Annotated in this window: 18 protein-coding genes; 8 read left to right on the top strand and 10 right to left on the bottom strand. The window is 67.5% G+C overall.

Going from position 1 to position 22123, the window contains the following annotated elements; translation table 11 throughout:
• Positions 1–18 precede the first annotated feature (18 nt).
• The 4 genes from qcrB to ctaE all read right to left on the bottom strand — a co-directional run bounded on the left by qcrB (position 19) and on the right by ctaE (position 4344).
• Entirely contained in the window at positions 19–1689 is a 1671-nt protein-coding gene (gene qcrB, locus FS770_RS06535; RefSeq protein WP_145010707.1) for a cytochrome bc1 complex cytochrome b subunit, read from the bottom strand.
• Complete coding sequence (gene qcrA, locus FS770_RS06530; RefSeq protein ID WP_055085847.1) at positions 1689–2783, bottom strand: cytochrome bc1 complex Rieske iron-sulfur subunit; 1095 nt, start codon at positions 2781–2783, stop codon at positions 1689–1691. Before qcrA ends, qcrB begins: the two co-directional genes overlap by 1 nt.
• A 73-nt stretch (positions 2784–2856) precedes the next feature.
• Complete coding sequence (gene qcrC / locus FS770_RS06525) at positions 2857–3648, bottom strand: cytochrome bc1 complex diheme cytochrome c subunit (RefSeq protein WP_144942919.1); 792 nt, start codon at positions 3646–3648, stop codon at positions 2857–2859.
• A gap of 57 nt (positions 3649–3705) precedes the next feature.
• Positions 3706–4344, bottom strand: coding sequence for an aa3-type cytochrome oxidase subunit III (gene ctaE / locus FS770_RS06520; protein ID WP_144942920.1), 639 nt, complete (start codon positions 4342–4344; stop codon positions 3706–3708).
• Positions 4345–4542: 198 nt separating this feature from the next.
• Here ctaE and trpD point away from each other — a divergent pair, with 198 nt between their 5' ends.
• Entirely contained in the window at positions 4543–5598 is a 1056-nt protein-coding gene (gene trpD, locus FS770_RS06515; RefSeq protein ID WP_244944791.1) for an anthranilate phosphoribosyltransferase, read from the top strand.
• Positions 5599–5741: 143 nt separating this feature from the next.
• Here trpD and FS770_RS06510 read toward each other — a convergent pair whose 3' ends face one another.
• From FS770_RS06510 to FS770_RS06495, 4 genes are all read right to left on the bottom strand, one after another.
• Complete coding sequence (locus FS770_RS06510; protein ID WP_144942922.1) at positions 5742–6023, bottom strand: Lrp/AsnC family transcriptional regulator; 282 nt, start codon at positions 6021–6023, stop codon at positions 5742–5744.
• 76 nt (positions 6024–6099) lie between these two features.
• Positions 6100–6579, bottom strand: a complete 480-nt coding sequence (locus tag FS770_RS06505) for a DUF3054 domain-containing protein (RefSeq protein WP_145010701.1) — start codon at positions 6577–6579, stop codon at positions 6100–6102.
• Between the two features lie 119 nt (positions 6580–6698).
• On the bottom strand, positions 6699–7067 hold the full coding sequence (locus tag FS770_RS06500) for a YciI family protein (protein WP_144942924.1): 369 nt from the start codon (positions 7065–7067) through the stop codon (positions 6699–6701).
• 661 nt (positions 7068–7728) lie between these two features.
• Entirely contained in the window at positions 7729–8994 is a 1266-nt protein-coding gene (locus tag FS770_RS06495) for an ABC transporter permease (protein WP_244944790.1), read from the bottom strand.
• A gap of 94 nt (positions 8995–9088) precedes the next feature.
• On the opposite strand from FS770_RS06495, the gene FS770_RS06490 reads away from it, so the two are divergent.
• Positions 9089–9751, top strand: a complete 663-nt coding sequence (locus FS770_RS06490) for a TetR/AcrR family transcriptional regulator (protein ID WP_244944789.1) — start codon at positions 9089–9091, stop codon at positions 9749–9751.
• Here FS770_RS06490 and glgA read toward each other — a convergent pair.
• The gene (gene glgA, locus FS770_RS06485; RefSeq protein WP_145010695.1) at positions 9733–10926 is read right to left on the bottom strand and encodes a glycogen synthase; all 1194 of its coding nucleotides are present in this window, start codon (positions 10924–10926) and stop codon (positions 9733–9735) included. The genes FS770_RS06490 and glgA overlap by 19 nt on opposite strands.
• Positions 10927–11123: 197 nt before the next feature.
• Here glgA and glgC point away from each other — a divergent pair, with 197 nt between their 5' ends.
• From glgC to FS770_RS06465, 4 genes are all read left to right on the top strand, one after another.
• Positions 11124–12368, top strand: a complete 1245-nt coding sequence (gene glgC / locus FS770_RS06480; protein ID WP_144942927.1) for a glucose-1-phosphate adenylyltransferase — start codon at positions 11124–11126, stop codon at positions 12366–12368.
• A 241-nt stretch (positions 12369–12609) separates the two neighbouring features.
• Positions 12610–15249 (top strand): aminopeptidase N, encoded by a 2640-nt coding sequence (pepN, locus tag FS770_RS06475; protein WP_145010692.1) that lies wholly within the window; start codon positions 12610–12612, stop codon positions 15247–15249.
• Between the two features lie 113 nt (positions 15250–15362).
• The gene (locus tag FS770_RS06470) at positions 15363–16529 is read left to right on the top strand and encodes a hypothetical protein (RefSeq protein WP_144942929.1); all 1167 of its coding nucleotides are present in this window, start codon (positions 15363–15365) and stop codon (positions 16527–16529) included.
• A 17-nt stretch (positions 16530–16546) separates the two neighbouring features.
• Positions 16547–18244: an ABC1 kinase family protein gene (locus FS770_RS06465; RefSeq protein ID WP_144942930.1), complete on the top strand. Its 1698-nt coding sequence runs from the start codon at positions 16547–16549 to the stop codon at positions 18242–18244.
• A 58-nt stretch (positions 18245–18302) separates the two neighbouring features.
• Here FS770_RS06465 and FS770_RS06460 read toward each other — a convergent pair whose 3' ends face one another.
• Complete coding sequence (locus tag FS770_RS06460) at positions 18303–19061, bottom strand: hypothetical protein (protein WP_145010689.1); 759 nt, start codon at positions 19059–19061, stop codon at positions 18303–18305.
• A gap of 290 nt (positions 19062–19351) precedes the next feature.
• Here FS770_RS06460 and wecB point away from each other — a divergent pair, with 290 nt between their 5' ends.
• Together wecB and FS770_RS06450 are read left to right on the top strand one after the other, a co-directional pair.
• Complete coding sequence (gene wecB / locus FS770_RS06455; protein ID WP_425323826.1) at positions 19352–20545, top strand: non-hydrolyzing UDP-N-acetylglucosamine 2-epimerase; 1194 nt, start codon at positions 19352–19354, stop codon at positions 20543–20545.
• A 42-nt stretch (positions 20546–20587) separates the two neighbouring features.
• Positions 20588–21934: a UDP-glucose dehydrogenase family protein gene (locus FS770_RS06450; protein WP_145010683.1), complete on the top strand. Its 1347-nt coding sequence runs from the start codon at positions 20588–20590 to the stop codon at positions 21932–21934.
• Positions 21935–22123: the final 189 nt, after the last annotated feature.

Below are 22123 nucleotides of genomic sequence, written 5' to 3'. Positions count from 1 at the left end.
CCGACGGGGGGAGCGGTGCTACTTGTCGAGCTCGCCCTGGTGCGAACCGGCTCCGACACCCACGGGCTCCGCGTCGTGGCTGTGGCCGTGTGCCGCCTCGAGCTCGGCCGGTGTCACGGGAGCCACACGGTCCTCGAAGAACAGGCGGCTCAGGCGGCCACGCAGCTTCTCGGAGGAGGTGACCTTGCCCTTGGCATTGGCACGGGCTGGCAGGACCGGGCGGTCCTGGAAGTCCACCAGCTTGTACCGCTTGTACTCGTTCAGCGGCTCGTGAACCTCTACGAACTCACCGTGGGGCAGGGCCTGGATACGACCAGACTCGCGACCGTGGAGGACAATCTCCCGGTCCTTGCGCTGCAGGGAGAGGCAGAACCGGCGTACGATGATGAACGCGAGGATCGGGCCGAGGAAGTACAGCGCGCGCAACCAGTAGATGACGTCGTTCACGGCCATGTGGAAGTGCGTGGCAATGAGGTCACCGCTGGCGGCCATCATCTGCACCGCGTAGAACGTGATGCCTGCGGCACCCACCGCGGTGCGGAACGGCGCGTTGCGGGGGCGGTCCAGGATATTGTGGACACGGTCATCGCGAGTGACCCATCGCTCGATCCAGGGCCAGGCGAACATGACCACGAACATGCCAGCCATGGGGATCAGCGGCAACAGGATCGCCAGCGGAACCGCGAGGCCGAAGATGCTGACCTCCCAGGAGAACGGCCAGTTGCCGGGCATCAGGCGCAGTCCGCCGTCGGAGAAGCCCATGTACCAGTCAGGCTGCGAACCGGCCTGCACGGGGGAGGGATCGTAGGGACCGTAGTTCCAGATGGCGTTGATCGTCGTGGTGCCCGCAATGGCAGCGAGGATGCCGAAGACGATGAAGAAGAAGCCCCCGGCCTTGGCCGCGTAGATGGGGCCCACGGGGAAACCGACCACGTTGTCCTCAGTGCGGCCGGGGCCGGGGTACTGGGTGTGCTTGTGGACGACCACCATGAAGAGGTGAATCACGATCATCACCAGGATCAGCGCGGGGATGATCAGCACGTGCACGATGTAGAGGCGGCCGATGATCGCGTGACCCGGGAACTCGCCACCGAACATGAACATGGAGATGTAGGTGCCGACGATCGGCATGGACTTGGCGATCGCATCAGCGATGCGCAGGCCGTTGCCGGAGAGGACGTCGTCCGGGAGGGAGTAGCCGGAGAAGCCGGCGACGATCGCGAGGATGAAGAGCACGCAGCCGACGACCCAGTTGAGCTCGCGCGGGCGCCGGAACGCACCGGTGAAGAAGACACGAAGCATGTGCACGGACAGCGCCATGACGAACATCAGCGCGGACCAGTGGTGCAACTGGCGAAGGAAGAGGCCGCCTCGGATATCGAACGAGATGTTCAGCGCTGAGGCGTAGGCCCCGGACATCTCCACGCCCTGCATGGGCACGTAGTTGCCCTTGTACTCCATGGAGGTCATGGTCGGGTCGAACCAGAATGCCAGGAACGTGCCCGAGAGCAGGAGGATGACGAAGCTGTAGAGCGCCACCTCACCGAACATGAAGGTCCAGTGGTCCGGGAAGACCTTGCGGCCGAACTCCTTGACCATGGCGGAGGCACCCACGCGGGTGTCCACGAAGTTGGCAATGCGACCGGTGCCGGTGCTGGGCCGGTACTCGAAGTCTGACGAAGTAGACATTAGTTCCCCTCACCCTGCATTTCCTTGACTGCGAAGTCACGCTGGGAGTATGTCGGTCCCACGGGCTCGTGGAAGTCGCTGCGCGCCACGAGGTAGCCGTCGGAGTCAACGGAGATGGGCAGCTGCGGCAGCGGGCGGGAAGCCGGGCCGAAGATGACCTCGCACTCGTTCACGAGGTCGAAGGTGGACTGGTGGCACGGGCACAGCAGGTGGTGCGTGTGCTGCTCGTACAGAGCGATCGGGCAGCCCACATGGGTGCAGACCTTGGAGTAGGCGAAGATGCCGTCCACGTTCCAGTCCTTGCGCTCCTCCGAAACGTTCACGGTGTCGGGGTCCAAACGCATGAGAAGAACCACGGACTTGGCCTTCTCGTTCAGGTAGCCGTCCTCGTGGCTGAGGCTGTTGAGGCTTTCTGGCACCACGTGGAAGGCGGAGCCGAGGGTGACGTCTGAGGCCTTGATGGGCGTGCCGGACGGGTCGCGCACCAGTCGCACTCCCTCATCCCACATGGAGTGGCGCAGGACCTTGAGGTCCGTGGGGCCGAGATCCTTGAGCAATCCGACGAAGGGGAGGGGCATCAGCACGGCCGCACCGATGAGCGTGTTGCGCAGCAGCGGGCGACGCTTGACCCCCGACTCGTCGTAGATGGTGTTGAGGATGCTCTGTGCTTCGGCGCGATCCTCTTCACTTCGGATGTCGTGGCGCATCTCGACGATCTCGTGATCCGGCATAAGCGTGCGGGCCCAGTGGACCACGCCGATGCCGATGCCGAACATGCCGAGTGCGATGCCAAGACCGAGCAGCGTGTTCTGAAGACGCAGCTGGCTCGTGGGCTCGGTGTTCACCGCGTCGTACAGGGGGCCGTCCACGCGGATGCCGAAGTACGCCACGAAGAACAGGACGGACCCGACCATGGAGAGCAGGAACAGCAGGACCACCTGGTGCTCTGCCCGCTTGGCAGCTTTGGGATCTACGTCGGTCACGCGGGGGCGGTGCGGTGGAAGCCCCGGATTGGGGAACTGGTCCTGCTCCGCTCCGTCCGAGGTGACAACCGCCCCGCTCTTGTGGGGAGTGCCGTCACGATGGTCGCCCATGTGGTCCCTCATTCTTCTCTTGGTGCTGTGAATAGTGTCTAAAGTGCCGACGGGTGACCGCCGGCGAGTGCTCTCAGGCGGAGCGGGAGGTCAGCCACACGGTGAAGCCAATGACGATCACCAGGCCGACGGTCCAGATGAAAAGGCCCTCGGAGACCGGGCCGAGTGAGCCCAGGCTGAACCCACCGACGGTGGTGTTGTTGTCGAGGGTCTTCAGGTACGTGATGACGTCCCGCTTCTCTTCCGGCGTGATGTTGGCGTCGTTGAAGACCGGCATGTTCTGCGGGCCTGTCTGCATGGCCTCGTAGATGTGCTTCTCGCTCACGCCCATGAGGGACGGGGCGAACTTGCCGCGGGTCAGGGCGCCGCCCTGGCCGGCCGCGTTGTGGCACATGGCGCAGTTGGCGAGGAAGACCTGGGCACCGTTGGCGGAGTTGCCCTTGGAGATGTCGAGGTCCTCATCCGCGGGAACACTGGGGCCGGCGCCGAGGGAGGCGACGTACGCGGCGAGCTGGCTGGTCTGCTCCTCGTTGAACTGCTGGGGCTTGACCTGCGCCTGGGGACCCTGCATCTGCATGGGCATGCGGCCGGTGCCGACCTGGAAGTCCACAGCGGAAGCACCCACGCCGATCAGGGAGGGACCGGAGCTGGTGCCCTCGGCCTTCATGCCGTGGCAGGTGGAGCAGTTGGCCATGAACAGCTTCTGCCCCTCCTCGATGTCCTGAGCCGAGTAGGTGGTGGTCTCGGCCTTCGCTTCGTTGGTGGTTGTGGCAACTGCGTAGAGTCCACCGGTCAGAAGCAAAGCCATGACCAACAGCGCGAGGGCTGCCATGGGATGGCGGCGCTTTTGTGAGAGTGCCTTCACGTCAAACGTTCCTTTTACTCGGTTCTGAGACTTGGATGGGTGAGGTCCTGCGGCTGGCTACTTGATGAAGTAGACCAGCAGGAACAGGACGATCCAGACCACGTCGACGAAGTGCCAGTAGTACGACACCACAATGGCCGAGGTGGCCTCGTAGTGACCGAAGCGCTTGGCAACGAAGGCGCGTCCGATGATGAAGAGGAATGCGATCAGACCGCCGGTCACGTGCAGGGCGTGGAACCCGGTGGTGATGTAGAACGCAGAACCGTACGCGTCGGCGGAGATCGAGACGCCCTCCGAGACCAGGGAGGCGTACTCGTAGACCTGCACGGAAACGAAGACCGCGCCCATGAGGAAAGTGAGGGCGAACCACTCGGTCAGTCCCCACTTGTTGAGCTGGAGCAGTCCGCCGGTGCGGCGGGGCTGCAGCCGTTCGGCGGCAAAGACCCCGAACTGGCAGGTCACCGAGCTCAGCACGAGAACGATGGTGTTCACCGTGGCCATGGGCACGTTGAGCACCTCGGTGTTCTCGTGCCACACCTCCGGGGAGGTGGCGCGCAGGGTGAAGTACATGGCGAAGAGGCCGGCGAAGAACATCACCTCGGAGGACAACCACACGATGGTGCCCACGGAGGTGAGGTTGGGGCGAGTGATGGTCGCCGTCACCGGTTTGGCTGGGGTATGAGTCGCAGTTGTCACAGAGACATTATGTCGCCAAAACTCTCGGCGAACCAACCACCACCGCGTTGGGCTCGCACCGTGTCGCGGCTCCGGCTCATGATCTGGACCACAGGCAGGGTGTCCCGCGGACCGGTGCAGCAGCGGCGCCGTCGTGCCCGCGTGAGCACGGCATCCCGGGATCCGCGGGGGTCCAGGACGGACGGTAGAGTCGGCACCGTGACTACCTCCAACGATGCGCGGACCCCCTACCAGTGGCCAGATCTGCTGGCCTCCCTGACCCAGGGCAAGGATCTTTCCCGGGAGCAGTCGTACTGGGCCATGGACGAGATCATGTCCGGTGAGGTCCAGGACGCCGTGATCGCAGGGTTCCTGATGGCGCTGCGGAGCAAGGGCGAGAGTGTCGGCGAGCTCAACGGGCTCGCGGACGCGATGGTCGGCCACGCGCGTCGCATCTCCGTGCCCGGGCCAGCCCTGGACATCGTGGGCACAGGGGGAGACCGCCTGTCTAGCGTGAACATCTCCACCATGTCCGCCCTGGTGTGCGCGGGCGCGGGGGTGCGGGTGGTCAAGCACGGCAACCGTGCCTCGTCGTCGAAATCGGGCTCCGCGGACGTTCTCGAAGCCCTCGGCGTCCAGCTGGGCATGCCCGTGGACCGGGTGCAGCGCGCGGCGTCGGAGGTGGGCATCACCTTTCTCTTCGCGCAGACGTTCCACCCGTCGATGCGCTACGCGGCGGCGGTTCGCAAGGCACTCGGCGTGCCCACGGCGTTCAACTTCCTGGGCCCCATCACCAATCCGGCACGCGTGGAGGCCTCCGCGATCGGGGTTGCGGACGGCGCACTCGCTCCGCTCATGGCCGGGGTCTTCCGCAACAGGGGAGACCGGGCGCTGGTCTTCCGTGGCGGTGACGGGCTCGACGAGCTCACGGTCACGGCGCCATCGGCCGTGTGGGAGGTCAGGAACGGCGAGATCACGGAACACACGCTGGAGCCGCTGGAGCTCGGCATGCCGCGTGCGACCGTCGAGGACCTGCGGGGTCATGACGCGGCTTACAACGCGGGGGTGGTGAGGGACGTGCTCGACGGCGCCCCGGGGCACGTCCGCAACGCGGTCCTCCTCAACGCGGCGGCGGGTCTCGTGGCGGTGGACGAGCGCGCCGAAGGTCCGTTCGAGGACCGGTTCGCCGCCGCGCTCACGCGCGCCGCGGACGCGGTCGACTCCGGCGCTGCCCGTGACGTCCTCTCCCGCTGGGTGGCTTTCTCGGCGCAGTGACGCTGTCGCGCGCCGGTCAGCGCCCTGTCCTCGCACACCCCCTGCTGGTGAGGCTCCCTAATTGCAAAGGGTCGGGTTCTGCTATGACGACGCCGCCGCCCGCTCCTGTCCCCGGGGCCGGCGGCGTGTTTCGTGAATGGGTGTCAGTCGTCGATGCCCAGTGAGAACGCCGCATCGAGGTCGTGGGTGCTGTAGGTGCGGAATGCGATGTTGGTGCTCGTGGAGACGACTCCCGCCACCTTGGAGAGCTCGTCCGCGATCACGTCGGCCAGTCGTTCGTGCTGCTGGACGCGCACCATGGCGATCAGGTCCCACTCACCGGTCACGGAGTAGACCTCGGTGACGCCGCGGATGTCGGAGACCTCCTGGGCGACCTCCGGAATCCGGTCCGAGCTTGTCTTGATCAGGACGATGGCGGTGAACATGGGCGTTCCTCTCCGAGGTGTTGTCCCCGCCTGGTGGCGGGGATGGAATTGACCGGTCGGCCAGCTCTTGCGTGGCTCAGCGTTCCCGGGCATGGTCGACGGCACGCGCCACGAGCCGGTAGCCGAGCAGGAAGATCCCGAGCACCACCAGACTGACGATCACGAAGGACAGTGCCGTTCCCTGGCCCGTGACTGCGCGCAGCAGCATTCCCACGATCTCCGCGGAGAGCCAGACGAGCACACCGGTGGGCCAAAGGGCGGCGGGGGAGCGGGAGCCCCGGGACACGGCCCAGCCGATCAGAGCACCCACCAGGAACGGCCACGCCGTGGTGAAGACCCCCGTGAGGTCCTCCCCGTGGCTGACCCGGCCGATCCCGGCGAAGACCACCACAAGAACCACGTCTGCGGCGAGGAAGAGAGGCCAGCGCACCGGGGGGTGGACGGCGCCGTGGGGCTCGCCGTTGCTGCTCGCCGCTCCTGACGTGGACGCCGATCCGGGGGAGTCGGGGTGCGGTGGAGTGGTCGGGGCAGGTGTGTCTGAAGCTGCAGAATTCATGCACTCGATCTTAGCGTGCGGAAATTTCTGAAGTCAGACCTGAATGTTGAAAACAGTATCTTAAGGCTCACCTGGAAGTTAAAACGTGCGATAAGTTCCCTCTGCTGAGGTGATCGGTTTCAGCCCTCGAGTGCTCGCAGCTCGACCCGTTGCCCGCAGGCCGCGGACCCCTGCGCGGCGCGGTCCAGGGCTACGGTGTCGTTCGGTGCCTCGATGATCCAGAAGCCTCCGAGGGCGGTGGCCGAGATGGAAAATGGCCCGGGCGAAACCCGAGGAGTGGTTGCGGCGGCGCCTACTGCATCCACGGTGTGGGCGAGACTCGGGGGAGTGAGGGATCCTGAGAACAGGAGCTGTCCCGCTGCCTGCAGGTCCTCGTTGAAGCGAGTGACCGCGGCCACAGCCTCGTTCATCTCCTCCTGCGTGGCGTAGACCGCGCCCGAGCTCTGCGCGTCCGCCTGGTGGAAGACGGAGATCATGAATTGCGCCACAATAGATCCTTTCGGAGGGCGGATCGTTCCGACTGAGATGTGTGCCACCCCATCTCGCCAGATCTCGGTTGCTGCGACCAGGGAGCGAGTTTTGTACCAGTCGGAGCCCGCGGCGTATGCGTTGTGAGCGAGAGGGGTTGTCACGTGTTCGAAACCGGCACGTGGTGGCGGCGCATTCGAACATCGGAGTTGAGGCCGATGAGCTCGGCTCACAGAATCGGACGTCGTGTGGACGGGATGCCGCGGTCGGCGCAGGAATGGCGAGTTCTCCGACGTCTCCAGGCTCCTGATGGCGTGCGGCTGCGGGAACTGCCTGTGCTGCGGACCGAACAGCCGCTGTCTGTTCTATGAGAAAACAACCATCACGTTGCAGACACGTCTGTCCGATAATGTACATTATGTAAAGTAAAGCCAAGAGAAGGCCAAGAGGGGCTCTCCCCTCCGCCTCCTTCACCTCGATCCCTCAACTTCGCGCCCCGGCGCCTTCCGGCCCCACCCGCACCACGTTGCGTCTGCTTGCAACGCACCGCCGCACCCGCACGCCACCCTCCCGGTCATCGTTCTCCCGCTCCCGTCGCTCCCTGCCCGGCACGAAAAAACCCGCCCACCTCGGAACTCTCGTCCCGTGGTGGGCGGGCGCCGCGTCGTCGTTGCCGGACTGTCAGGCCGTGGCTCCGGCCTCCGTCGCGGAAGCCTGCCGCGCGGCGTCGCCGTAGTGCACCTGATCCCCCTGCTGGGACACCGCGGGCTGCTGGCCCGTGGCACTGTGCTGCGACTGGCACTGCGGGCGGTGCTCGCGGTGGTGAACGGGCTCCTCCTTCGTCTCGTCCTTGCCCGTGAGGGCGGACTCGTTCTTGTGGTGGCCCAGGATGGTGAGGACGGCCCCCAGGATGACCCATCCGATGAGTGCCCAGATCTGCCCGGCGATGTTCGCCTCAGGGAAGTAGGACAGGTCGCGCAGCAGTGTGCCGGACAGGCCCGGAACGAGCCACTGGCCGATCTCACCGAACGGCGCCAGGATGAATTCCTTGGGTGACTGCAGGGCAGAGATCGGGTTGCCGATGAACATGGTCAGCACCGCGCCGATGGCAAGGCCCGCACGGCCGAGCAGCGAGCTCAGGCCCACGATCACGGATGCCGTGGCGGCGATTCCCAGGCCCACGGCGGCCCAGTTGGCGAAGAAATTGACGATCAGGAACCCGAACAGGCCCTGCAGGATGGCGGTGAGCATGAGACCGCCCAGCACGCCGTAGAACGCGATTGCGAGCAGGTGCTTGCGGACGCCGGTGACCAGCGTGGAGATCAGCACGCCGCCGATCATGCCGCCCATGGTGAGGGGCAGTCCGGCGATGGCGAGACCGCTCCCCCGCGGATCGTCCTCGGACAGGGGTACCACGTCCGTGGTCTTGACCGTGGGCGGTGTGCCCGCCTGCTGCCCGGAGCCCTGCTGGCCCTGCAGGGCGGCGAGCCCGCTCGGGCCCTGGCTCAGGGCGGAGGTGATCTTCTGCAGAGCCTGCGTCGTGTTCTCGATGACCTGCTGGTCGATCCCCCGCTGCATGGTGGTGCCGATGCCCGTGAGCATCTGGGACGCGACGGGGCTGGCGGCGCTGGCCGTCAGGATCTCGGGCTCGCCGCCCAGGACGATGCCGCCGTAGACCTCACGGGTCTTGATGCCGTTGATGATGTCCTGGCGGTTCGCCACCGGGTGCAGCTCGAGCATGTTGTCCGGGATCTTCTCGGAAATGGTGGCGATCTGCTCCTGCGTGCCGATGATCGCGACCGGCAGGTTCTCGGTCTTCGACGTGGCGGTGGGCCACGCGAACGCGAGCAGGACGATCGACACGGCGACCGTGGCGATCAGTGCAGCACGGACGCTCTCGGTCCATGCGGGCCTCTGGCGGGGCTCCGGGGTCCTGACGTGCGACACGACGCACTCCTTCCACAAGGAATGTTTGTTCTTGAAGAGTGTGGGCCTCCTCCGATAGCATATCAAGAACGATCATTCGTTTTTGGGGGAACACGTGCCCAAGGTCACAGAAGAGCACCGGGAACACATGCGTCGGCGGATCCAGGAGGCGGCGTTGACGTGCATCGGCCGCAAGGGGTTCTCCGCCGTGTCCATGGCGGACATCGTCGCGGAGTCAGGGCTCTCCGCCGGCGCCGTGTACGTCTACTACAGGGGCAAGGACGAGCTCTTCCTGGATGCCAGCCGCGGCGTGATGCGCGACCGCCTGGGCATGCTCGGCCGCCTGCGGGAGCAGCGCCCCCTCCTCCACCCGGCGCGCGCCCTGGCGTTCGTGGTCCAGGACATCCCGGAGCGAGGCGCCTTCCCGGGACTTCCCGTGCAGGTGTGGGGCGAGGCGGTGCGCCGCCCCGAGATGCAGGGCGTGGCACTGAAGATCCTCGCGGAGGCACGCTCGCACCTGAGCAGCTACCTCACCGACTGGCTGGTCACCGAACGGGGCCTCGGGGACGACGACGCCGCGCTGCTGGCCGAGCGCCTCGCCCCCGCCTTCATCGGCATCGTCCAGGGCTACATGGTGCAGGTGAGCCTCTCCCCCGATCCCGACCGGACCCACGAGAACTACGTGGCGGCCGTGGAGGCACTGCTCAGCGGTGTTCTGTCCCCGGCGTCGTCGTCCCAGTGCGAACCGGCGCCGTCAGCTCAGAGCACCGAGCGGTAGACCTCCAGGGTCTGCTCCGCGATGGACTCCCACGCGAAGTGCTCCTCCACGCGGCGTCGCCCGGCCTGGCCCATGCGGCGGGCGCGCTCAGGATCGGTCACGACCTCGGTCAGTGCCGCGGCGAAGTCGTCCACGAACTTCTGGGGGTCCAGGGGCGTGCCGGTGCCGTCCGTGACCTGGTCGATGGGGACGAGGCGTCCTGTCTCGCCGTCGACGACGACCTCGGGGATGCCGCCGGTGGCAGAGGCGACGACGGCTGCGCCGCAGGCCATGGCCTCGAGGTTGACGATGCCGAGGGGTTCGTAGATGGAGGGGCACGCGAAGGCGGTGGCGTGGGAGAGGATCTGGATGACCTCGCGGCGGGGAAGCATCTTCTCAACGAGGACCACGCCGTCCCGTTCGGTCTTGAGCTGGTCGATGAGGGTGTTGACCTCGGCGGCGAGCTCGGGGGTGTCCGCAGCACCGGCGCACAGCACGAGCTGGACCTCGGGGGGCAGCTGGAGGGCGGCGCGCAGCAGGTAGGGCACACCCTTCTGGCGGGTCACGCGACCCACGAAGACCACCGAGGGACGGGCGGGGTCGATCCCGTACTCCGCGAGGACGTCCGTGTCCTGGTCCTGGTGCCACTGGGAGACGTCGATGCCGTTGTGGACGGTGTGCACGCGCTCGGGGTCCACGTTGGGGTAGGAGCGCAGGATGTCCTGGCGCATTCCCTCGGACACGGCGATGATCGCGGCGGCGGCCTCGTAGGAGGTCTTCTCCGCGAAGGAGGAGATCCGGTACCCGCCGCCGAGCTGCTCGGCCTTCCAGGGGCGAAGGGGCTCCAGGGAGTGGGCGGAGAGCACGTGGGGGATGTCGTACATGAGGGAGGAGAGGTGTCCGCCCATGTTGGCGTACCAGGTGTGGGAGTGGACGAGGTCCGCGCCCTCGACGTCCTGGATCATGGTGAGGTCAACGCCGAGGGTCTGGACGGCGGCGTTGGCGGCGACCAGTTCGGTGGGAACGGGGTAGGCCGTGACGTGGGCGCCGTGGAAGTCGGGTTCGCGGGGCTCGCCGAAGCAGCGGACGTTGAGGTCCACGAGCGGTGCGAGCACGCGGGAGAGCTCGGCCACGTGCACCCCCGCTCCCCCGTAGATGGCCGGCGGGAATTCTTTGCTCAGGATGTCTACTCGCACAGTGTGAGCGTACTGCACATCACACGGGCTCCACGGGCGACGGGAGCCGCGCGGCGAGCGCAACACGTCGGCAACACTTGGGTTGGCGTGGTGGCGCGGTGCTCCGGGTGGGAGACAATGGCGGGAACGACCAGTCAATGTCGACGCCGCGTCGTGGTCCTTGGGGCCCTGACCCGCTCGGGAAGTGAGAGGTACTAATGTCACGACACAAGAAGGTCCTTGCCATCGTCTTGGCGGGCGGTGAGGGCAAGCGTCTGATGCCGCTGACCGAGGACCGGGCGAAGCCCGCGGTGCCGTTTGCGGGTGGCTACCGTCTGATCGATTTCGCTCTGTCCAACCTGGTGAACTCCGGGTACCTGCAGATCGTGGTGCTGACGCAGTACAAGTCGCATTCGCTGGACCGTCACCTGTCCGAGACGTGGCGGCTTTCCACGCAGCTGGGCAACTACGTGACGTCCGTGCCGGCGCAGCAGCGACGCGGCAAGGATTGGTTCCTGGGTTCGGCGAACGCGATCTACCAGTCCATGAACCTGATCGACGATGCGGATCCGGACATCGTGGTGGTGGTGGGTGCGGACCACGTGTACCGGATGGACTTCTCGGACATGGTGCGCAAGCACGTGGAGTCCGGGGCGAAGGCCACGGTGGCCGCGGTGCGTCAGCCCATGGAGATGGTGAAGTCCTTCGGTGTGATTGAGACGGACGAGCAGGATCCCACGCGGATCGCGCGGTTCGTGGAGAAGCCGGACACGACGACGCCGCTTGCGGACGATCCGAACTCGTTCCTTGCATCCATGGGCAACTACGTCTTCGACCGGGATGCCCTCGTGGAGGCGCTGCGCACCGACAACCGCAAGGCGGACACCCACCACGACATGGGCGGGGACATCATGCCGTACTTCTCCGAGCGCGGTGAGGCGCGGGTCTACGACTTCACGCACAACGACGTCCCGGGCTCCACGGAGCGCGACCGCCAGTACTGGCGGGACGTGGGCACATTGGACTCGTACTACGACTCGCACATGGACCTGATCCGGCCGCTGCCGGTGTTCAACCTGTACAACTACGACTGGCCCATCTACACGCACCAGATCATGGCCCCGCCGGCCAGGACGGTGCGCGGGCCCAATGGCCAGGCGGGTGTGGCGTTCGATTCCATCGTCTCCCCCGGTGTGCTGATCACTGGCGGCCACGTGGGCTCCTCGGTGCTGTCCCCCAAGGTGAAGGTGGGGCACGACGCCCGGGTCACGGAGTCGGTGCTGATGCAGAACGTGCAGATCGGTGCCGGCGCCACGGTGCACCGCTGCATCCTGGACAAGAACGTGGTGGTTCCTCCGGGGACCACGGTGGGCCTGGACCGCGAGCATGACCTCGCGCGCGGCCTCACGGTCACGGACTCGGGGCTGACGATCGCTCCGAAGAACTATCGCTTCGAGAGCTGAGCGCCCGCTCCCGAGCCGCCTGCGCCCCGTCACAGATTCGCGTCCGTGGCGGGGAGTTCGCGTGTCCGGCCGGTGCTGGTGTGGCCGTCCCGCCCCGCCTGTCACAGGCCCTGAGCCGGTCTCCTGCCGCGGGCCCGGTACTCGGCCGCGAGGGCGGTGAGGAGGCCGGCGCCGACGCGGGGCGCGCGGCGGCGTCGTGGGATGCGGGTCACGCGTGTGTGGTGGTGCCTACACTGGGGCCATGGTATCCAGCCTGACCAGAGACGAAGCGACGACCAGAGCCGAGCAGATCAGGGTGGTGGACTACCGGGTCACGGTGGACCTGTCCGGGGCGGAGGATCCGCAGCGCGCCACTTTCGGCTCGGAGGTCACGGTGCGTTTCACCGCGGACGAGGGTGCGGAGTCCTTCATCGACTTCGTGCACGAGTCGGTGAGCAGCGTGGAGCTCAACGGCGAGCTGCTGGACGTGGACGACGTCGTGGAGGGTTCCCGGATCCGCCTGCCCGAGCTGGGTGAGGCGAACGAGTTGCGGGTGGTGGGGCGTGCCCTGTATTCCCGCTCCGGCGAGGGCCTGCACCGCTATGTGGACCCGCAGGACGGCAGTGTCTACATCTACACGCAGTACGAGCCGGCAGACTGCCGCCGGGTCTTCGCGGTGTTCGAGCAGCCGGACCTCAAGGCTGAGTTCCACTTCACGGTGCTCACACCGCAGGGCTGGCTGGCGGCGTCCAACGGCGAGCACCTGGGGGCCCAGCCGAGTGATGACGGGGACGTCCCCGGTGCGTTGAGCCACGAGTTCGCGCCCACCCAGCGGATCTCCAGCTACATCACCACCGTCCTCGCCGGGCCCTACGCCCGCGTCACGGACGAGTGGACGGGCACTGACCCCCAGGGCGAGTCCGTGAGCATCCCGCTGGCGCTGTACTGCCGCCAGGCGCTCGCCGAGGCCATGGACGCCGAGGAGATCTTCGCGCTCACCAAGCAGGGCCTGGACTTCTTCCCGAAGCTCTTCGCGTTCGCCTACCCGTTCGGCAAGTACGAGCAGGCGTTCGTGCCGGAGTACAACCTGGGTGCCATGGAGAACCCCGGGATGGTGACGTTCACCGAGGACTACCTCTTCCCGTCCGGGGCCACCCGCGCGCAGCGGGCGGGCCGGGCCAACACGCTGATGCACGAGATGTCCCACATGTGGTTCGGTGACCTGGTGACCATGCGCTGGTGGGACGACCTCTGGCTGAAGGAGTCCTTCGCCGAGTTCATGGGCGCCTACGCGTGCGTCCACGCCACCGAGTACACGGACGCGTGGGTCACCTTCGCCCTGGCGCGCAAGGAGTGGGCGTACCGCCAGGACCAGCTGCGCACCACACACCCGATCGTCGCGGACATCGTGGACCTCGAGGCCGCGCGGCAGAACTTCGACGGCATCACCTACGCCAAGGGCGCCTCGGTGCTCAAACAGCTGGTGGCCTTCGTGGGGGAAGAGTCCTTCATGGACGCGTGCCGCGCCTACTTCCGCCGCTTCGCATTCCGCAATACTGACCTCTCCGACTTCCTGGACGTGCTCGACGAGGCCTGCGACCACGACGTGCGCGCCTGGGCCCAGCTGTGGCTGCACACCACCGGTGTCCCGGTGCTCGCCCTGGACGCGCCCGACTCCACGGGGCACGACGCCGCTGCACCTGCGGGCCCGAGCCTCACCCAGGCCGCCTCGCCCTTGCGCCCGCACGTCCTGACCGTGGGCGTCTACGGACGCACCTCGGACGGAGGCCCCGTCACGGTGAGCGGGCGCGCCGAGGTGCGCGTGCCCGCCGAGAACGGTCCGACTCCCCTGCCGGAGGCCGTGACCGCGGCGCTCACCGGTGGACAGGCCGTGCGCGACCCGTTCGTGCTCGTGAACGACACGGACCTCACCTACTGCCTGGCCCACCCGGATGCGCGCTCCCTGCAGCGGCTCGGCCACGCCGTGGCGGAGGTCGAGGACCCCCTGGCCCGCGCCGTCGCCCACTCCCAGCTGTGGGCCGCGGTCCGCGATGGCCGCTCCCACCCCGGGGACTACGTCCGCATGGTGGCCGAGCGGTGCACCGGGGAGAGCCACGCGGCGATCCTCACCACCGTGCTGGACCACGCGCACCAGGCACTGGGCGAGTACGTCCCCGCGCCCCACCGTGTGAACCTGCGCCGTGTGCTCCTCGACGCCCTGCGGGACGCGCTGCTCGCGGCGGCCCCCGGCTCGGACGGGCAGCTGATCCTCGCCCGGGCCTTCGCACGCGAAGCCGCCCGGGACGGCACCTACGCCCGGCACATCCAGGAGTTGCTCGGTGGCACCCGCGTGGTCGAGGGACTGCCCCTGAGCCCCCAGCTGCGCTGGTCGCTGCTCACCGCCGTGACCGCTACGGGCCACAGCACCATGTCCGAGCTGCGCACCGAGCACGCCCAGGACCCCACTCGCGACGGCCACCTGGGCCACCTCCAGGCGCTCGCGGCCATGCGCTCGGACCGGGCCAAGCAGCAGGCGTGGGAGCGGATCCTCTCGGGCGAGCTGTCCAACGACGAACTCAGCGTCACGATCGCCGGCTTCCAGCTGGCCTCCCCCACGGTGCTGCGCCGCTACGAGGACGCCTACTTCGCAGGTGTCGCGCAGTGGTGGGACGAGCGCTCCATGGAGATCGCCACCCGCATGGTTTGCGGCCTCTACCCGCGCGCCCTGGACGTGCGCGCCGCCGGTGCGGACGTCGTGGACGGGCACCGCGTGGTGCGCGCCACCCAGCGGTGGCTCGAGGCGCACGGGGACGCCCCGGCCGCGCTGCGACGAATCATGACGGAGCTGCTGGACGAGGCCCGGCGCTCGGTGGACCTGCAGGCACGCTGCCTGGCCCGGTGAACCGCGGTCGGGGCGTCCACACAGTGGATGAACCTCGATGCGCAGGGATCAACGGATAGCATGTGGTGACACGCCGCGGGTGGACACCCGACGGCGCTACAGCGAGGGAGACCATGACCGATTACGCGCTCAACGACCGGGGGTCCTTGGACGTCGTCACCGAGAACTTCTACGACACGGAGATCATGCGCGTGTTCGGCGGGCTCTCCGTGGGCCGCGCGCAGTCGTGGAACGGTTTCGCGGCGCTGGTCCCGGAGCCTGACAACCCCTTCGACCCCCGCACCGTGTCCGTGCGCGTGGGCGAGAACAAGGTGGCCCACCTCAGCGCCCCGGACGCCCACCGCTACTGGCACCCGATCTCGCGCGTGATCGCCTCTGGCTACACCCCCGTGGTGCCCCTGCACCTTGAGGCCGAGCTGCAGCGGGAGGACGGCGTGGCGGAGGTGGACGCCCGCGCGGTGATCGACATCGCTCCCCCGGACATGCTCTTCCCCCTGAACACCGGCCCGGCCCAGGCGGCGGTGCTCCCCCAGGGCTCCTCCATCAAGGTGCTGGACGAGCAGGAGTTCGCGGAGTACCTGCACTCGATCGTCCCCGCCTCCGGCGAGGGCCGCGTGATCCTCACCCTCGAGGTCAACAAGGTCCGCAACAGCCACGGCGTCACCGTGGACACTGTGGACGTGCTCTACGAGCGCAAGCAGGTGGGGCGGCTGTCCACGCAGATGTCCCAGCAGTTCATCCCGATCATCCACTACGCGTTCGAGCACGACCTGCTCACCGCAGTGTGGGGGACAATTCGGGGCTCTTCGTTCGAGGTGTCCATGACCCTGCAGGCCGCCCGAGCCTCCGAGGTGCCGGCCCAGTGGTTCGAGGAGCTGCCCAACGACGTCCCTGAGCTGCTCCCGGACGCCGAGCACTTCGACGTCCCCCCGGCCTACGTGGCCGTGGAGTCCGACCGCGGACGCAACGCGAAGAAGTGGCGCAAGGGCTTCACGGCCGCCTCCCGTGCGGAGCACGCCGAGGCCCCCGCGTTCACGAAGGACAAGCCGGTGAGCGGGCCCGACCAGGCGCAGGCCGCCACGGGAGGATCCTCCCCGACCAGGGCGGCAGGAGTGACGGGCGGGCTGAAGCCGCTCGTCACGGGGCTGCTGATACTGACCGTCATCCTGGTGGTGCTCGGCGTGGTGCTGCTCGGCGTGGAGCCCCTGGCCACCACGCTCGTGCTGATCGTGGCCGTAGCCACCGGGTTCATGGCCGTCTACCTCCACAAGACGCTGTAAAGGGTCCTTCCACCCGTATGATTTCCCGCCGAGAACGGTTCCTGCAGATCGTCGAAGTGCTCACCAAGCACGGCTTCGGCTTCACCCTGGGCGGTTTGAAACCCCAGTGGCGCGCCCCCCTGGCCCGGGTCAAGCTGATCGACCCAGGAACGCTGCACACCCAGCCCGAGCACCTGCGCATGGCGCTGGAGGAGCTGGGCCCCACCTTCATCAAGCTCGGCCAGCTCGCCTCCACCCGCCCGGACCTGATGCCCCCGGGGTACTCGGAGGAGCTGCTGAAGCTGCAGGACCACACCCCGCCCATCCCCGTGGAGCAGATCCGCGCGATGATCGAGGCGGAGCCGGACTCCACGGCGGAGGAGATCCTCACCCACATCGATCCCGCGCCCGTGGCCACCGGTTCCATCGGCCAGGCCCACGCCGCCACGTTCGAGGGTCGGCAGGTGATCGTGAAGGTCCGGCGCCCGGGTGTCACCGACGAGGTCAACCGAGACCTGGAGATCCTCACCGACATGGCCTCGTGGGTCTCACGCTACTGGAGGGCCGCGCAGGACTACGACGTCCAGGGAATCGTGGAGGAGTTCAGCTCCTCGCTGCGGGACGAGCTCGACTTCATCCAGGAGGCCCGCAACGCGCAGCGCATGGCCGAGAACTTCTTGGGCCACCCCCAGATCCACATCCCAGAGATCTTCTGGGAGGCCACGAGCTCCCGTGTGCTCACCATGGAGCGGATGTTCGGGGTCAAGATCAACAACTACGAGGCTCTCGAGGCCGAGGGCATCGACCGCCACCTGCTGGCCAAGGAAGCCACGGACGCCATCTGCAAGATGGTCTTCGAGGACGGCTTCTTCCACGCAGACCCCCATCCCGGTAACCTCTTCGTGGAGCCGGACGGACGGATCGGAATCATCGACTTCGGCATGGTGGGCAACCTGACCGAGGAGTTCCGGGACCACCTCATCACCCTGCTGCTGGGCGTGGTGCAGGACAATCCGCGCCGGGCGGCCACCGGCCTGCTGGGTCTCACCGACAGCGGCGAGCACGACATCGCCAAGCGGGAGATTGAGAAGGACGTGGCGGTCATGATGCGCCGCTACGCCAACAAGCCGCTCGAAGAGGTGCGGGTGGGTGCGCTGATGGCGGACCTGATCTCCGTGCTGCGCCACCACAAGCTGCAGCTGCCCCGCCAGTCCGCACTGCTGCTGCGCATGCTCGTGACCGCCGAGTCCATGGGCACGGGTCTGGATCCCGGCTTTGACCTGGTCTCCTCCGTGCAGCCCTACGCGGAGCGGTTCATCATGCACAGGCTCTCCCCCGAGATGCTGCTCAACCGGCTGCGGTCCTCGGTGGAGGACGCCGTGCAGATGGGGGTGGACGTCCCCGAGTACGTGCGACGCTTCATCGTGGTGCTTGAGCGCGGTGGCTTCGACGTCCACCTGCGCACGGACGAGCTAAACCCCCTGGTCAAGAGCGGTGCCAAGATCGGGCACCACGTGGTGGCCGGCGGCGTGATCGCCGCGACGATCAACGGCACAGCGCACATCATCGCCTCGGACCCGGAACGGTGGCAGAAGTACCACACGCCGTTGATCGTGGGGGGCATGTCCACCGTGGGGGTGCTCAGCGGCTACCTCGCGATCTCTTCCAACGTGGACCGGGTGCGCCACCTGGCGCGGGTGCTGCGGGGCAGCAAGACGAAGAAGACGGTGCGCTGAGCGGGCGAGTCGGCCGCGCGGCGGCGTCATCCCCGGGGCGGACGCGGAGGGTGGGTACTCAGTCGGTGGGGGCCTCGGCCGTCGGCACCTGGTCCTGCGCCGAGGACGACGCCGCCCCGGCCCGCGCCCGCTCGCGCGCCTCCGCGAGGTCCTGGGTGGTCACGGGCAGGGGCTGGCCGGCGGCGAAGGCGCGAAGTGCGTCCGTGGTGGCCACCTGGGTGCGGCGCACGTACTTCAGCCCCGGGGTGTGCTGGGTGATGGTCGCGTAGGCGAGCCCGGGCTGCTTGAGGTTGGCCACCAGGGCGCACAGCACACCCATCCCCTCGGGTGTGAGCAGCCCCTCCAGGGAACTCGCCTCCACAGCCATGACGGCACGGTCCCCGTTGAACAGCTCGTAGTAGGGGCTGAAGTCGTCCTCGACGTAGCGGACGCGGACGTCCGGGTGGTTGGCGAGGTAGACCCCGGCCACACTCACCCCCATGATGACGTCCGTGAGGTGGTGGAGCATGGCGGTGACTGTGAGGTACTCCTGGGCGGCTCGGCGCCCGCGGAGCCGGATGCCGTGGGTGGCGGCCGCTCGGACCTCGATGCTGAACGTGGAGGGGCCCATCTGCCTGATGGTGAAGTCCTGCGTGAACCCGGACAAGGAGTCCTCCGCGAAGCCCAGGACACGCTTGGTGAGCAGCTGCAGTCCGGTGAAGCTCTCGCGGGTCTGCGCCTGGGGAAGTGGAAGCTGCCGCCCCTCGGCGTCGCGGTAGGTCACCAGGACCGACACGTGGGGGGTTCGGGAGCGCGCTGCCAGGGGGTTGCGTGCCACGGTATCTTCCTTCGGATCTCTGAACCTGTCAATGAATGTCACGTGCCATGAGACATGAGGCGTGACCCGAGCTGCAGGGAATTCGGATCGCGCGACGGGGGGGTGCTCGCGTCCGGTCCTGCATTCGTATGCACACAGTGTAGGTGAGGCTGACTAGGGGAAACACCATTTTTCACCCCCGATGCTGTCGCCACTATGGTGGACATCGGGTGCGGCACAGATCACTGGGGCGCGGGAGCGTCCCCTAGACTGTTGCGGGGCGGTAGCGGCCGCCGAAAATGACGATCCACATGCGGCGCCGGTGCGCATTCGGCCCGAGACAAGGATGGACTCCAGTGTTCACGATCATGCCGATCTATGGCACGCGCCCGGAAGCCATCAAGATGGCACCCATCGTCAAGGTGCTGCAGGACAGCCCGGACTTCGAGTGCGTGGTCACCGTGACCGGCCAGCACCGGGAGATGCTGGACCAGGTCAACGAGATCTTCGACATCACCCCGGACCACGATCTGAACATCATCCAGCCCCGCCAAACCCTCAACGGTGTGCTGACCCGCACGGTCGAGGGTCTGGACAGGATCTTCGAGGACACTCCCCCGGACGCCGTGGTGGTCCAGGGTGACACCACCACCTCCACCGCTGCGGCGATCGCCGCGTTCTACCGCGGGATCCCCGTGATCCACGCCGAGGCCGGGCTGCGTTCCTTCAACCTGTTCTCCCCGTTCCCGGAGGAAGCCAACCGCAAGATCACCTCGCAGATCACGTCCCTGCACCTGGCCCCCACGACCACGTCCAAGGAGAATCTCCTGCGCGAGGCCATCGCGGAGGAGGACATCGTGGTCACGGGCAACACCGTGATCGACGCTCTGCTGCACACCGTGGAGCAGCAGCTGCCCTTCACGGACCCCCAGCTCGAGAAGATCGCGTCCTCCGGCACGCGTGTGCTGTTGGTGACCACGCACCGTCGTGAGAACCAGGGCGAGGCGATGCGCGGCGTCGGACGCGCCCTGGCCCGGATCGCGGACGCGGAACCCGAGCTGACCATTGTGCTGCCCGCCCACCGCAACCCGGTGGTGCGCGAGGCGGTGCTGCCGGCCATCGAGGGCAAGTCCAATGTGGTCGTGACCGAGCCGCTCGCCTACGGCGAGTTCACCCGCATGCTGTCCGTGGCGCACGTGGTGCTGACCGACTCCGGCGGGGTGCAGGAGGAAGCGCCGTCGCTTGGCAAGCCCGTGCTCGTGATGCGCGAGAACACCGAGCGCCCCGAGGCCGTGACGGCCGGGACCGTGAAGCTCATCGGTACGGACGAGGAGCGGATCGTGACCGAGGTGGACCGGTTGCTCAACGACGATGCCGCATACCACGAGATGGCCAACGCCGTGAACCCCTACGGTGACGGCAAGGCCGCCGAGCGCTCCCTGGCCGCGATCGAGCAGATGTTCGACGTGGGCCGGCGCGTGGCGGACTTCGATTCCCAGGCGTAAGCCCAGCCCTCTCGCCTCGAACGGAAGGATCACGGTCTCTTCATGCGCATGACAGTCATCGGCACCGGATACCTCGGTGCCACGCACGCGGTGGCCATGGCCGAGCTCGGTCACGAGGTGCTCGGCGTGGACGTGGACCAGGCCAAGATCGATCTACTCTCCACCGGGCAGGTGCCCTTCCACGAGCCGGGGCTGCCCGAGCTGCTGCGCAAGCACGTGGCCACGGGCGCGGTGCGCTTCACCACGTCCTACGAGGAGGCCGGCGCCTTCGGGGACGTGCACTTCATCGGGGTGGGAACGCCCCAGAAGCGCAACGGCCACGCCGCGGACATGACCTACGTGGACTCGGCCGTGGAGCAGATCTCCCGCGCCGCCACGCACGACTGCGTGATCGCCGGTAAGTCCACGGTTCCCGTGGGCTCGGCGGCCCGGTTACAGGAACTGGCCCTGACCTCGGCGCCCTCGGGCACGCGCGTGAGCCTCGTGTGGAACCCCGAGTTCCTGCGCGAAGGTCACGCGGTGGAGGACACCCTGCGTCCCGACCGTATGGTATTGGGCCTCGAGTACGACGACGCCGGTCGCCCCACCTCCGCGGCGCAGGCCGCCGAGGCCGTGCTGCGTGAGGTGTACGCGCACCAGCTCGAGGCGGGGATCCCGTTCATCGTGACCGACTACGCGACCGCGGAGCTCGTGAAGGTCGCGGCCAACAGCTTCCTGGCCACCAAGATCAGCTTCATCAACGCGCTGTCCGAGATTACCGAGACCGTGGGCGGGGACATCCGTACGCTCGCGGACGCGATCGGGTTGGACGAGCGCATTGGACGCAAGTTCCTCAACGCTGGCGTGGGATTCGGTGGCGGGTGCCTCCCCAAGGACATCCGCGCGCTGCGCGCCCGCGCTTCCGAGCTGGGTCTGGACCAGTCCCTGCGGTTCCTGGCCGAGGTGGACGACATCAACCTGCGGCGGCGCGAATACACCGTGCAGCTGGCCGTCCAGGAATGCGGTGGTTCTCTGCACGGCACGCAGATTGCCGTGCTCGGCGCGGCGTTCAAGCCCGAGTCCGACGACGTCCGGGACTCCCCCGCCCTGGACATCGCCGCCCGGCTGCACTCGATGGGCGCGGACGTGCGCCTCTACGACCCCCAGGCCAACGCCAACGCCGCCCAGCGCTTCCCCCGCCTGGACTACGTGGACTCGCTCGACGCCGCCGTGTCCGGTGCGCAGGTGACCCTGCTGCTCACGGAGTGGCGGGAGTTCCGGGAGATGGACCCCGCGCATGTTGCCGGGCTCGTGGCGTCGCCCACGATCATCGACGGCCGCAACGTCTTGGACCCCGCAGCGTGGCAGGACGCGGGGTGGCGGTATCTGGCGTTGGGGCGGCGGCACTGACCACTGCACAGTAGGCGGCACTCGCAGCGTCAGAACCGCACTCGCAGCTCGATGTCGAGGTTGCGCCCCAGCCACCGTCGTGAATGATTCGTGTCATAGCTGGGCACCGATTGAACAGCCAAATCTGGCTCTTCAGGATCCAGGGTGTAGTTGGGGTCGGCGCGTCGGTCGCCGGATAGGGGTCGAGGC

The organism is Kocuria salsicia (genome assembly GCF_007681555.1).
Taxonomy (GTDB): Bacteria; Actinomycetota; Actinomycetes; order Actinomycetales; family Micrococcaceae; genus Kocuria; species Kocuria salsicia.
This window is presented reverse-complemented; position numbering and strand designations above follow the sequence as displayed.